Origin of the sequence: Arcicella rigui (genome assembly GCF_034929435.1) — a bacterium.
Lineage (GTDB): Bacteria > Bacteroidota > Bacteroidia > Cytophagales > Spirosomataceae > Arcicella > Arcicella rigui.
Genome location: NZ_JAYFUM010000003.1, coordinates 165147 through 179339, shown reverse-complemented (window position 1 = coordinate 179339; position 14193 = coordinate 165147). Strand labels below are relative to the sequence as shown.

The 14193-nt window shown below is 34.5% G+C and carries 10 protein-coding genes and 1 tRNA gene; 7 read left to right on the top strand and 4 right to left on the bottom strand.

Features of this window, described 5'->3' with window-relative positions; genetic code table 11:
- Window positions 1-18: 18 nt before the first annotated feature.
- Together VB248_RS02995 and VB248_RS02990 are read right to left on the bottom strand one after the other, a co-directional pair.
- A complete protein-coding gene (locus VB248_RS02995) occupies window positions 19-1500 on the bottom strand; it encodes an LptF/LptG family permease (RefSeq protein WP_323295248.1) in 1482 nt (493 codons plus the stop codon).
- 106 nt (window positions 1501-1606) lie between these two features.
- The gene (locus VB248_RS02990; RefSeq protein WP_323295247.1) at window positions 1607-1999 is read right to left on the bottom strand and encodes an START-like domain-containing protein; all 393 of its coding nucleotides are present in this window, start codon (window positions 1997-1999) and stop codon (window positions 1607-1609) included.
- 305 nt (window positions 2000-2304) lie between these two features.
- Between VB248_RS02990 and VB248_RS02985 the strand changes: the two genes are divergently transcribed.
- Together VB248_RS02985 and menD are read left to right on the top strand one after the other, a co-directional pair.
- Window positions 2305-2378: transfer RNA gene (locus VB248_RS02985), tRNA-Met, on the top strand.
- A gap of 88 nt (window positions 2379-2466) precedes the next feature.
- The gene (gene menD / locus VB248_RS02980) at window positions 2467-4185 is read left to right on the top strand and encodes a 2-succinyl-5-enolpyruvyl-6-hydroxy-3-cyclohexene-1-carboxylic-acid synthase (protein WP_323295246.1); all 1719 of its coding nucleotides are present in this window, start codon (window positions 2467-2469) and stop codon (window positions 4183-4185) included.
- Window positions 4186-4277: 92 nt separating this feature from the next.
- Here menD and VB248_RS02975 read toward each other — a convergent pair whose 3' ends face one another.
- A complete protein-coding gene (locus VB248_RS02975; protein ID WP_323295245.1) occupies window positions 4278-5180 on the bottom strand; it encodes a tetratricopeptide repeat protein in 903 nt (300 codons plus the stop codon).
- A gap of 219 nt (window positions 5181-5399) precedes the next feature.
- On the opposite strand from VB248_RS02975, the gene VB248_RS02970 reads away from it, so the two are divergent.
- Together VB248_RS02970 and VB248_RS02965 are read left to right on the top strand one after the other, a co-directional pair.
- Window positions 5400-5843, top strand: a complete 444-nt coding sequence (locus VB248_RS02970) for a peptidylprolyl isomerase (protein ID WP_323295244.1) — start codon at window positions 5400-5402, stop codon at window positions 5841-5843.
- A 19-nt stretch (window positions 5844-5862) separates the two neighbouring features.
- Entirely contained in the window at window positions 5863-6105 is a 243-nt protein-coding gene (locus VB248_RS02965; RefSeq protein ID WP_323295243.1) for a hypothetical protein, read from the top strand.
- A 155-nt stretch (window positions 6106-6260) separates the two neighbouring features.
- Here VB248_RS02965 and VB248_RS02960 read toward each other — a convergent pair whose 3' ends face one another.
- Window positions 6261-8069 (bottom strand): M61 family metallopeptidase, encoded by a 1809-nt coding sequence (locus tag VB248_RS02960; RefSeq protein WP_323295242.1) that lies wholly within the window; start codon window positions 8067-8069, stop codon window positions 6261-6263.
- A gap of 224 nt (window positions 8070-8293) precedes the next feature.
- On the opposite strand from VB248_RS02960, the gene VB248_RS02955 reads away from it, so the two are divergent.
- From VB248_RS02955 to VB248_RS02945, 3 genes are read left to right on the top strand one after another with little or no spacing between them, the layout of a single operon-like run.
- Window positions 8294-11317, top strand: coding sequence for a tetratricopeptide repeat protein (locus VB248_RS02955; RefSeq protein ID WP_323295241.1), 3024 nt, complete (start codon window positions 8294-8296; stop codon window positions 11315-11317).
- 54 nt (window positions 11318-11371) lie between these two features.
- Window positions 11372-13066 (top strand): TonB-dependent receptor, encoded by a 1695-nt coding sequence (locus VB248_RS02950; protein WP_323295240.1) that lies wholly within the window; start codon window positions 11372-11374, stop codon window positions 13064-13066.
- A 48-nt stretch (window positions 13067-13114) separates the two neighbouring features.
- Complete coding sequence (locus VB248_RS02945) at window positions 13115-14188, top strand: HU domain-containing protein (RefSeq protein ID WP_323295239.1); 1074 nt, start codon at window positions 13115-13117, stop codon at window positions 14186-14188.
- Window positions 14189-14193 lie beyond the last annotated feature (5 nt).

The following is a 14193-nucleotide window of genomic DNA, read 5'->3' as shown; positions in this document are numbered from 1 at the left end:
ATTCACAAATCTATTCTACTAATTGTTGAATAATAACTTATAAATCTTAGTTTTATTGAGTTTTTCTTTCAATTGATTGAAATAAATAATGTAAACATCGCTTTCAAAGAGCCTTGAATCATTTTTGGCTTTACTCAGAAAATATAAACCTATCAAGAAAAGAACAGTATTGGAAGCCCAAGCTCCAATCTGCACAATTACTCTACTTTCTTTGGCTGCTTTATCGCCTTGCTGGGTCATTACATACATCAAGATAAAAAAGAAAATAGCAATTACTACGGGCATACCAAATCCTCCTTTTTTGATAATCCCTCCGAGTGGTGCTCCAATTAAAAACATCACAAACACAGCAATAGCATTCGTAAATTTATGATGCCATTCCAAATCTGTTTTTCTAAAATCTTCACCTTTTGTGGCTAAGGCTGAAATATTATTTTCCACATAACTTAGTACATTATTCGTTTGAGAAATAGCAAAGTCAATGTTCTGGAATGGATTGGCTGTTCGGGTGTCTCTTTTTTTAATCAGCGAATCAATCGTACTATTTTTAGTTTTGAATAATTTTTTCTGCTCCTCATTAAGTACTTGGGGGAGTTTATTCATTTCATAGATATAATAAGACCTTGAGTTTTCATAGAAATTTTCTCTCAGTTTATTATAATCTCTTTTAAGTGAATCCGAATCATTAGCCAATTCACTAAAACTTCTCATCATTTGATAATGCTTAAACTGCTCTTCTTCAGTTTTGTGCATATCAAAAGCCGCCAAGCTCATGACTACTTTACTTTTTCTAAAATTATGAGCCGCCAAATCAGTCTGATTATTATTAGATGTTCTGTCGGCATCTTCCACATAATCATTGCCATTAAAAAGCTCAAATATTAAATATTGTTTATCCATGATGGTGTACATCAGAGCCGAATCTGCCAAAGTAACGTGCTTATCGCCGTCATTTTTGGTATGGTCAAAAATGATGACATTCTTGAGAGTTTTATTATCAGGATACTTCTTAGCAACTTTTATGCTGTAACCGGGCAAATCATTATAAAAAATACCCTCTTTGATATTGAGTGTAGTTTTGGTAGTTTTTATATCATACAAAAGTCGATAACCTTTTAAGTTTGCCCAAGGCAAAGCCACGTTATTGAACCAAAATGCAAAAATACTGATGAGTACCGCCACGATAAACATGGGTTGCATAGCACGAGTCATAGAAATTCCCGCACTTTTGATGGCCGTTAGCTCAAAAAATTCTCCCAATTTTCCATAGGTCATCAGTGTCGAAAGAAGCATTGCCAAAGGCAAAGCAATAGGAATGGTAATGAGACTAAAGTAGAAAAACAATTCAAGATATACTTCTACGCCCAAATCTTTTCCAAAGAGGTCGGCAAAATAGGCAAGAATAAGCCTCATTAAAAAAATGAAAATGACCACGGCCAAGGTCATTACAAAAGGTTGCCAAAAGGCATTAAGAATCAGTTTATCAATTTTCTTTATCATGCTTGATAAGTAAAACGCTCGTATTTTCTGAAAAACACGAGCGTCGTGCGTTTTTAATTAAACGCAAAAATAAATAATTAGGATTTATGAAAGATGTTAAAAAACTTTAATTCCCAACAATCTCTTTTAATTTATAAATGAGGTCTTCCCACAATTCTTGTAGTTCATTGTCATCTGTATTTTCAGAATAATCTACAATTTTTAAATAAGTAGAGCCCGTTAAATCACTTACCTCCATTTTAAATTCAATATAGTTATGATCTCTATCGTCTGGATTTGAAGGGATAAAATCAAACTTTGCTGATTTATTTAAACGTAATTGTGATAATTTGGCAATATGGCTGTCGCCATCCCAAGAAAAATCAAAAGTAGAGCTATCCTTGAGTGTTACTTTTTCTGCAAACCACTGTTGTAGGCCCGAAGCCGAACTTATGTAAGGGAATAGTACCTTTGGAGATGCTCTCAATTCAAATTCAACGACAAATTTATGTTTGCTCATATTCATAAATATTTTAAAGGTATTGGTTACTCAGTAAACTAACAGTAAAGATTATTGAGTAATAGACTTCCGAAACTCTGTATTGGCAAAGGTATAAATGTTAAAGAAATACGCAAGCATTTTTTTTTACTTTCAGAAAATTTGTGAAAAAGCTTTTTTGTTTTTATTGATTGTCAGTGATTTACCGCAAAAATATTTTTTCATTTTTTTTCTTGTTGAAATCTATTTTTAAAAAGATGAAAAGTTTTTTGAGAAAAGATTTGTTAGTAGAAAACTATTTCCGTACTTTTGCACCACAATACGACAGCGGGATAGCTCAGATGGTTAGAGCGTAGGATTCATAACCCTAAGGTCGGCAGTTCGATCCTGCTTCCCGCTACTTTTTAAAAGCGTAATTAATTGTTTTTCAATTGATTACGCTTTTTCTTTTTCAATTGCACTAAGCTTTTACTAATCTCTGAGTATTTATGCTTTTACAACCCATCGTTAATTTGGTAGCAATCCTTTCAAAGAAAGGGCTAAAGCGTGCTATTATTTCTCCCGGTTCAAGAAATGCTCCTTTAACAATTGCTTTGGCTCGTCATCCGGATATTCAAACTTTTTCGATTTCAGATGAACGTTCGGCAGCTTTTATCGCTATGGGCATGGCTCAAAGTAGCAAAGAAGCCGTGGCAATTTGTTGTACTTCTGGTTCGGCAGCCTATAATTATGCCCCAGCGGTGGCAGAAGCTTTCTTTTTGGAAATTCCCCTGATTGTTTTAACCGCAGACCGACCTAAAGAATGGATTCATCAACACGATGGACAAACCATTTATCAAACCGATATTTTTGGAAAACACGTCAAGAAAAGTTTTGAAATAGGAGCAGATTATAGTCATCCAGACGCTATCTGGCATATTGAAAGAACGGTAAACCAAGCCGTTAATTTGGCAAATACTTTTCCAAAAGGCCCAGTTCATATTAATATTCCTTTGCGTGAGCCGTTTTATCCACTTGAAAATGAGGTTGTCGAGTTTGATAGAAATGTTAGAATTATCGAAAGAACGAAAACCGAGGCTATATTATCGACTGAAGTTTGGGCTGAATTATTACAAAAAATAGAGCAGTACGATAATATTTTGATTGCTGGCGGACAAGATGATTACCAGCCCGAACTTTCGGAAGTATTAGCAAAAATTCAAGCAGAGTTTCAAATTCCTGTTTTAGGCGATATTATCAGTAATTTATCTTTTGAAGCCATTAGTAAGCATGATACTTTTTTGCCAAAAGCCGATGCTGAATTAGCACCTGAATTATTGATTACTTTCGGAAAATCATTCATTTCAAAGAGTTTTAAAACATACTTGAGAAAACACAAGGCAATTGAGCATTGGCATTTGAGTTTGAACGAGCATTTAATTGATACTTTTCAATCCCTGACGCAAGTATTAGCCGTAGAGCCTTTGTACTTTTTCAAAAAAATGTTGGAAGAATTAGACTTTCGTCAATTCAAAAACGGGGATGAAGAAGAAAGAGATGGCGAATATTTGAATACTTGGCAGAAAGCTGAAACCAAAGCCAATGTTTATATTGAAAACTTTTTTAGTGAAAGTTTTCATCAAGTCTCTTTGAATGAATTTTATGCCATCAAGCAAATCATGGACGCACTTTGTCCGAATAGTCAGTTGCATTTGGCGAATTCTATGTCGGTACGTTATGCCAATTACTTGACAGTGTCTGCAAACAAAAAGATTGAAGTATTTGCGAATAGAGGAACAAGTGGCATAGATGGCTGTGTGAGTACGGCTTTAGGTGCGGCTCTTACGACAGATAAATTGGTTTATTTATTGGTGGGCGACCTGGCCTTTTTTTATGATAGAAATGCCCTGTGGAATCGTTATGTGCCTGATAATTTGAGAATTATCTTGTTGAATAATCATGGTGGCGGAATTTTTAGAATGATTGATGGCCCAAGTAAACAAGCCGAATTGAATGATTATTTTGAAACCGTACAATCTTACAAAGCGGATACAACAGCCCAAGAAGCCAATTTAGAATACTTTTTTGTGGATAATATTGAAAAATTATCAGCATCCATCGAAGCATTTTGTAGTAAAGAAGGAAAAGCGAAGTTGATAGAAATAGAAACAAATGCGGTGAATAATACAGAAGTATTCAAGAAGTTTAAAGAAGGCTTTGTGTATTAATAAGTAGTGATTAGTGTTTTTAATTGATTATAATACAAGATTGAGTAATTTTCATAATGTTCAATTACTCAATCTTGTAATTACTTAATCACTCATTTTATTTCAATAGAATCATCTAATTTTTTGGCAGCATCAAAGTTTTTGTTTGCCTCAGCTTCGTTGCCCATTTTTTGAAAATAATACCCTAAGTTTCTAAGCGTGTAAGCATTATTAGGATTTATTCTGAGCGAACGCTCTAAGTATTCTTTGGCTTTTGCCAATTCACCCAATTGCAATAAAATATTGCCATAATTATTCAAGTAAATGGCATCCGTAGGTTTTATAGCCAAGGCTTTTTCTGCATAGATTTTAGCTTCTGAGTAAAGTTGTTGCTCTGAAAGAATAAATGCCAAATTGTTAAGAGCAAAATCTTGTTTGGGATTTAAGGAAATAGCTTTCTGAAAATCCTTTTTTGCCAAATCATATTGTTTATTTTCAAAGAAAATAAAACCGTGATTGGTGTAAGCCTCAGCATTTTTAGGGTCAATTCTAATTGCCTTTTCGTAATCGGCAGTTGCTCCAGCGGTATTATTCAACTGGACTTTTACATTGCCTAAACTCACGAAATAGAAAGCAGAATCTTTAAAAGGAACTGCAATTTTTTCTAAATCCGACAAAGCATTTGAAAAATCCCCTTTTTGAAAAAATACTTCCGAACGATTATAATAAGCTTCCCAGTACTTTTTATCCAAATCGATGGCTTGGTTAAAATTTTCGATGGCTTCATCCAACAAATCTAATTGCTGATATGCCAACGCTCTGTTGTTGTAAGCATCTGCAAATTTTGGGTCTTTGATGATGGCTTCATCAAACCAATGAATGGCTTCTTGATATTCTTTGTCTTTTAATTTGTAATTGCCTCTTTTGAAAAATTTGATGGCTTCTTCTTTTTTATCAGCACCACAGGCAGCTACTAACAAACAGAGGATAAGGAAGAGTATTGATTTTGTTTTCACGAAAAATGGAGAATTAGTCTTTGGTAATGGTATCAATGGAGATTTGTGTTTCAGTTAAAAGACAAAATTACGCTATTTTGTTCAAAGGAATCTCTACATCTTACTTTAATCGGCTCTTGGCTATCAAAATTTGCTCAAATTTTTCTGAGCGTAATGACATTCGCATATTTGTCCTTAATTTTGTAGGCTATTAGTTTACAAAATTTAAAAAACATTACAATGATTAAAGCCGAAATGCTAACCGATAAAGGTTTGATGGTAATAGAATTTTTTGAGCAAGACGCTCCAATTCACGTAAAAAACTTTGTTGATTTATCAAAAAGTGGTTTTTATGATGGCGTTACTTTCCACAGAGTAATTCCTGATTTCGTGATTCAAGGTGGCGACCCAACGGGTACAGGTGGTGGTGGTCCTGGGTATAGCATTCCATGTGAATTAACAGGCGGAAATCAATACCATGACCGTGGTGTTTTGTCAATGGCTCACCGTGGTAGAAATACTGGTGGTTCTCAGTTTTTTATCTGCCATAGCCGTAAAAATACTGCTCACCTCGACCGTAACCATACATGTTTCGGTAAAGTAGTAGAAGGATTAGAAGTAATTGACGCAATCCGTCAAGGAGATAAAATTCAGAAAATTACGATTATCGAAGAACAAGCTTAGTTAACCTAATCACAAGAAGATGTATTTTATTGGTGAATTAGAAGGTTCGAGTCCCGACTTAAAAATTTCATTGTATAAATGGAATGCAAAGTTTTTTGTAAAATTCGAGACAGCAGATTTAGAACAAGTATATAAAATTTCAGAAATGGACGTTTCGGAAGCCGAAGTGAGAGCGATGGTAACAGAGGAGTTTATTCAGAAAATCATACAACGTTTTAAAGAAATGTATGAGGATTTAGGCGAATTAATGGGAGACTATTAATTTGGGATTTGTGATTGAGGATTTACGATTTTGTAATTTCTTAAAAAACAAAAAGCTTGGAAGATAATTCCAAGCTTTTTGTTTTTTAAGAATAAATAATTGATTTTCAGGATATTGAAAACTAATCACCAATCTCTAATTACCAATCACTATTACTATAAATACAACCACTTTTTATAAAGGGCTAATTGCTCTGGGGTTTGTGAAGGAAGTGCTTCAATTACAAAATTTTTGGTAGGGTTTCTTTGTAAGTTCACCAAGTAAGTTTTTTCTAAACCATCTCTTTTTACTTTGAAAGAAATCACATCTCCGATTTTTTTACCGCTAATGGCTTTTAAAAGGTCATCAGTTTTATTGCAGTTAATACCATCGATTTGAAGTATTTCATCGCCAATGTTTAGTCCATCGTTATAGGCAGGAGAATCTTTAATGATTGAAGTAATTCTTAAACCCCCTGCTCTGAATTCTGCACCAATATATGGGTCATTCTTTTCAGCATTTTTATCAACTAAACGCATACCCACAGCCGACAAGTAAGTATTATAAGGAATTGTTTCTGTGCCGAAAATATATTTTTGGAAAAAATCATTCAAATTTTTGCCAGCTACTTTCTCAACAGTTTTCTGGAATTCTTCATCCGTAAAGCCTCGTCCTTGTTTTTTGTAGTACTCATCGTACAAAGATTTCATCACATCATCCAGATTTTTTGCTCCATTGGTTGACTGAAGAATCATCAAATTGAGTACACCGCCCAATACAGCTCCTTTATCATAGTAAGAAACGGTACTATTACGAGAGTTTTCGTTCGGACGATAATACTTTATCCAAGCATCCCAGCTCGATTCCGCTACCGATTGTACTTTATTTCCCGGTTGGTTTTCAATTGTATTTATTTCCGCAGCGTAAGTATTTAAATAATCTTCTGGCGTCATCAGGTTCGCACGGCGTAAAATATAGCTTTGGTAGAAACTGGTACAACCTTCCGAGAACCAAAGTAAATGCGTATAATTTTCGTTTTCGTAATCGAAAGGGCCAAGTGCTTTTGGACGAATACGTTTAACATTCCACAAGTGAAAATATTCGTGAGCAATTAGGCTTAAAAAACCTTGGTATCTTTTAGCATCAGTATAAACAGTACGAGAAGTTTGGCAAGTAGTAGAATTGAGGTGTTCTAATCCGCCACCACCCGCAGAAAGGTTATGAATCAAGAAAGTATAATCTTTACAAGGGTGTTCGTCCACTACTGAAAGAGCTGCTTCACACACTTTTTTGAAATCAGCCGTTACTTTAGCTTCGTCGAACTGAGCTTCGCCATACATAGCGATTTTATGAGGAATACCATTCAAATCAAAAGAAAGTACTTTTTGTGTACCGATTTCGATAGGAGAGTCAATCAAAACATCTAAATTTTCTGCTTCAAAAGTATTATTACCCAAAGCTTTTAAAGCCGTTGAAATTGTATTCCAACCTTTATAAGGCGTAATCGTAAGCGTTGAAGGGAAATTTTTAAGTTCGTTCACATATAAAAATACACTCGCAGGATTCAAGTAACCATGAGAATCATCCAAGAAAGAAGTTCTTACTGAAAGTTCATAAGCATAAACTTTGTACTTGACCGAAAACTCATTGGTTGAATTAGAAAACCATACACGCCAAGTATTTTTATTAATTTTGTCCGACTTTAAAGTTGTAGAACCATTTGAAGCGTTCAAACTTTCAACATTTTTGGCATATTCTCTTACTAAATAAGAACCGGGAGTCCAAACAGCCATTTTTAAATCAAGGTAGCCCAAGCTTTTAGTTTTGGCATCAAGGTTAGAAACTTTCACCACTACATCAAAATAGTGAGTTGGAGCTTGTTCCATTGAAAGTGAATAATGAATTTTGGGATGAGTTGGAGGGGTTTGTGCCCATAAAAATTGGCTAAAGAGGAGAAATACCGCTAATATTGATTTTTTTTTCATAATTTAATGTTTGTTATGAACGTTTAAAAATTAAATGATACTTTATGTCGTAAATGGTCTGTTCAGATGATAATTTTATTCATATATTACAAAAGCATCATGTTCCAGTACCTATTCACTACTGTCAAAAGTAACAATCCATTGCTTGTTTCACAAATTATTTTCATGCTTAAAAAGAGAAAGTCTTTTTTGTAGCAGATAAAACACCCTTAAAATCATCTCTAATGAAAAGATTAGCTTCGTTAGTAATCCCAACGTTTTTTTTACTGACTATTATTTCCCACACTGAGCTTTCAGCACAGAGTACCTTAAACAACACCGAAATTTCGCTGCATTTTCGCAACGGGCAAGAATATTTTGAAGCACGGAATTATGAGGCTTGCCGAGTAGAAATGAGTGTCTTTTTGGAAGCCAATCGTAGTTTTCTTGAAAAAGACGATTCCAATATCATCATGGCAGAGTACTACATGGTGATGTGTAGTTTGTATTTGAATTTTACGGATACAGAATTATTAGCGAGCCGATTTGTAAAAAATCATCCAGAGCATCCGATTACCGCAACGCTATTTACAGAAATCGGGAATTACTTTTATGACCAAGGGGATTATGCCAGAGCGATAGATTACTTATCAAAAAGCCCAAAGAATAACGAGGAGGCACAGTTTCGTTTAGCCATTTCACATTATACTTTGCAAAACTACTATGAAGCATTAGCAGTCTTTAATAATGTAAAACAAGCCAGAGGTACTTATTCGCCAGCATCATTTTATTATGCGGGGGTAATTAATTTCAAATTGAAAAACTATGATGATGCCATTTACGATTTCAAAGAAGCTGAACTTTCATCTGTTTATCGTTCAGAAGTACCCAGTTGGTTAGCACACAGCTATTACAAGCAAGGAAAGTTTGCTGAAATGTTGGTTTATACTGAGGCTTTATTGAAAGAGAAAAATTCAGGCAGAAAATTAGATGAAGTAGCATTACTGACAGCCGAGGTTTATTTTCAACAAGGGAATTATACCAAAGCTGCCTTCTACTATAATACTTACAAAAATTATAAGTCGCAGGGAATGTTGCCAAGTGTCGCTTATCGATACGGGTACAGCTTATATAAAACTGAACAATACGGCCCAGCAAGTGAACAACTTAAAAATGTAGCTGCTTCAGGTGACACTTTAGGACAATACGCTGCCTTTATTTTAGGGATTTGTTATTTGAAAGCCAATAATCCTAACTATGCTTTAGGAGCGTTTGACCAAGCTCGTAAAACCAATTTTAATAAAGTTGTAACCGAGGATGCAGATTTTAATTACGGCAAAGTACTCTTAGACTTACAAAGAGGGAGCGAAGCCGTAATAGCCTTGGAAGCTTATTTGCAGAAATATCCAAATCCAAGATATGAGGATGAAACCAATGAATTGATTAGCGAAGCCTATTTGTTCTCTAACAATTACCAAGCGGCTTTACAATACATTGAATCTTTGAAAAAACGTTCACCAAGAATCAATACCGCTTATCAGCGTATTGCCTTTAATCAAGCCGTGAAGTTTTATAATGAAGAGAAATACAACGATGCAAGACCTTACTTTGAAAAGTCTTTGATTACTCCAGAAAATCCTGAAACCAAATATGCCGCAATTTTCTGGAAAGCAGAATCATTCTCGGCACAGTCACAGTTCAGAGAAGCCATTCCACTATATATTTCATTAATTAATACCAACGACCCTACTACTTTAAGTTTAAAAGAATTACAAGCAAAAAGTAAATATGCTTTGGCTTACTGCTATTATAATATTCAAGATTTTGATAGAGCCAACAAAGTATTTAAAGATTATGCAGAAAGCATGAAAGGAATGCCCGGAACACAGGCTTATCAAGATGCCCTTGTACGTTTGGGAGATACTTATTTTGCAACCAGAAAATATGATGATGCCATCAATGCTTATAACCGAGCGATTGATGGAAGTAAAACCGATAGAGATTATGCCATGTACCAAAAAGGTTTGGTATTAATTGCCAAAGGGGATTCTAAGGCTGCGAAAGCTTCATTCCAAGCTTTGCAAATGAGTTTCCCAGAGTCATTATATTTTGATAATGCGATTTTCCAAGAAGCCAATCTTGAATTCATTGCTGGAAATTATACGGCTGCCATTTCACGATTTACTCAGTTAATCAATAATAAATCCCAAAGTCCACTTGTTCCTAAATCACTTCTAAAAAGAGCTATTGCCTTCAGTAATACCAATAATTTAGAGTATGCCATTACTGATTATAAAAACATTCTAAGAAATTATCCAACTTCACCAGAAAGTAAAGAAGCATTGACAGGTTTACAAGAAACCCTCAGTGAAGTAGGAAGACCAGATGAGTTTACCAACATTCTTGGAGAATATCAAAAGGTAAATCCAACAGACCAATCGGTGATGGGCATGGAGTACGAAACTGCCACAAAATTATTTTATGCTGAAAAATACGATAAAGCTATTGAGGCTTTAAGAGAATACATCAGAAAAAATCCTATAAGTGTAGAATCGTATGAAGCAAAATATTTAATTGCGGAGGCTTATTTCAAACAAGGAAATAGACCACAAGCCCTTAATTATTACAATCAAGTAATTGCTGATAACAAGTACAAATTTGTGAATAGAGCTTTGATACAAGCTTCAGTTATTGAATTTGAATCAAATGATTTCAAAAATGCCATTACTCATTATCGTAGAATTTTGAATTATGTGGCAGATAAAAAAGAACAACAAACAGCTTTATTAGGTTTGATGGAGTCTTATTATAAAATTCAGCGAACAGATTCTACGCTTTATTATGCCAAAGAAGTAGCCAATACGCCAGATTTAGTAATTGGAGCAAAAAGCAGAGCTAATCTGTATTCTGGAAAAATCTTGATGGACAAAGGCGACTATGCAAAGGCAATCGAGTACTTCAATCAAACCATTGCACTTGCCAAAGACAATAATGGAGCAGAAGCACAGTATTCTATTGCACAGATTTTACATTTACAAAGAAGATACAAAGAGTCAGTAGATATGATTATTTCAAAATTCAGAAATGATTTTGCTGATGCTGCTCCAAAAATTGTTGGCAAAGCCTATTTATTACTTTCAGATAATTTTGTACGTATGGATAATGTGATTCAAGCGAAAGCAACCTTGAATTCAATCATTAATAATCATCCAGACCCTGAAATCATAGCGGAGGCTAAAAACAAATTAAAAGCTATCGAAAGAAAATAAATTGTTGTACTACTCAAATCTTAAAACATAGACAATTCATTAAATTTTATGAAAATGCCCCAACATTTGAACGATACACATACAAAAAGCCTTTACTTTTTACTCTTATCCCTTGGTGTAAGTGTAAGTGTGAACGGTCAAGATACCAAAGAAGGAAAGATTAAGACTGACGATATTGAGATTATTAAAGAAACTAAAGTAACGCTTAATCAAGCCAATAGAATTTTCGAGAAAATTTATACCAATAAAATGAGCGAAGCTAAAAAGCCCATTCGGTATGAGTTTGTAGAAAGAAAAATGCCTATTGAAACTCCTGAGTTTTCGCCCATTGTATTAATGCCCAACAAGACAGATGCCTCTAACAATGATTATTCAGAGAAGTATCACAATGTTGTGCGTGTGGGAATCGGTAATTATGGACATACCTTCTTAGAAGGACATGGAGGAATCCTGACTGCAAAAGATAATTATCATGGCATTTATATCAAGCACAATGCTTTTCGTACTGGACCAGTTGCAGCTACTTACTCAGGACAATCGCAAAATCAAATTAGAGTACATAGTAGAACATCCTTTAATAATGTGAAATTAGACGGAGCTTTGGGCTGGGAAAGAAGAGGCTTCGATTATTATGCCGCTTATATTCCGAATATTATCAATGCTCCCGAATCAGCATTTTATAATAGTTGGAATAAATTTAGTTTTATCGGAAATATCAATAACATCAATAAAACTGCCAAAGTAGATTATACATTCAAATCGAATCTTGCTTACCTTACCTCTCGTTTGAAAGCTAATGAATTAGTTTGGAAAGGCGAATTGCAAGGGGTATATCCATTAACAGAACAACTTTCGGCGGTTTTAGATGCGAATGTCATGTTATCGCAACGACAAGATTCAACAACCCTTTACAGAAATCTATACAAATTGCGTCCAACCTTCCAGTTTAAGGCAAATACGTTCTCTGTTACAGCAGGAATCAATGTAGTAAACGACCGTGAAAAAACAACTTTCAACAACAGTTACCTTTATCCAGTCCTGAAAGTAGATGTACAACCCATGGAAGGCATTAAAGTATATGCGGGTTACGAAGGAGACGTTCATGCCAATACTTTAACATCATTACTTTCAGAAAATCAATGGATTGCACGATTTACTCCTTTGAGAAACACTCGTAAATTGGCTGATATATATTTAGGAGGAAGAGCCAATTTAGCCAATGGTTTAACCATTGAAGTAAAAGGAAGTTATGCTTCTTACAAAGATTTTTATGTTTTTACAAACAGTAAAGCAGATAGTAGCCGTTTTGATGTTTTATATTCTGATGATACAACCAAAGTAAGAGTAACCAATGTGTCGGGACAAGTAAGTTATCAAATTCCACAGATTTGGAAAACCAATTTCAAGTTTGATGTAAATATGTACAGCAATTTAGGTAATCTAAAAGAACCTTGGCATTTACCATTTTTCAATGCTACTTGGAACAACACTTTTACGATTCGTGAAAAACTTTATGTTTCTTCAGACTGGTACGTGATTTCAGGTTTGAAAGGAAAAAATGCACAAAGCGACCAAGAAGTAAAGTTGAAGCCCATCATTGATTTGAATTTAAAATTCACTTATTTACTTTCAGACCATTGGGATGTTTTTGTTTCAGCAAACAATATTCTTAATAAAAGTTATCAGCGTTACCTGTATTATCCTACTCAAGCTGTTAATTTTCTTGGAGGAATGTCATATTCTTTCTAAATTCGTAATTATAATACAAGAATGAATCATTATTTTTTTTAATATTTTATGGCAACGGTACAAAATCATATCAAAGAATTACTATTTGAGCAAGACTGTGTAGTAATTCCAGATTTCGGTGGATTTATCACAAACTTTGATGCTGCTAAAATTAATACGGCAGATCAAACTATGATACCGCCCAGAAAATGGTTGGCATTTAATGGATTACTCAAAAATGATGATGGATTACTCAGTAATTATATTGCTCAAAATGAAGGAATTAGTCGTGAAGAGGCTGTTCAAAGAATAAAGTCATTTGTAGAAGATGCTAAAAAAATCATTCGTTTTGACCAAAGTTATCATATCGACGAAGTAGGTACTTTTTCTCAAAATGAAGAAGGTAAGTTACAGTTTCATCCCACTGAGTTCAGTAATTTTTATGCTGAAAGCTTTGGTTTAGAAAACGTGAAACTACATAAACCAGTAGTATCACCAATCGTAAGCGAAATCAAACCCAAGGTACAGGTTACTTCTTCACATACCATTCAGCAAGTATTTTCTACGAATGATAGAAAAAAAATCACCGCAGAAGTTATCCAAGAGTATCCGATGCTAAAAAATGCGATACCCCGTAAAAGAAATCAATTATTGAAGTTTATGGCTGGTATGGTGGGGGCTTCACTTTTGGTAGCTTTTATATTCATGTACGAAAACCCAAAATTGAGTTTAAGTACCTTCAATCCCTTTGAATTTAGCCAAGAACAAAACGATAAACCTAAGCCATCAATCGAACAGGTAGTATCCAATACTCCAGAAGTATTAGAGCAAGCTGTCGTTACACACGAAAAGGAAACCCCTTCGCTAAGTACTCCTGTTGCTACTGAGCCAAAAGCTGAAAAAGTAAATGAAGACCATTTTTTAGTGATTGTTGGAAGTTTTGGATTAAGAGAAAATGCCGATAATCAATTGAAAGAACTTCAAAAAAATGGTTTTGAAGAAGCAAGTATTATTGAGCCAAACAAAGGAGCAAAATTAATAAAAGTATCTGCGGGTAGCTTTAGTACAGAAGCAGAAGCCACAGAAGCATGTTCAGCAATCTCTAAACGCATACATCAGAATACATGGGTTTACAAAATATAGTTATT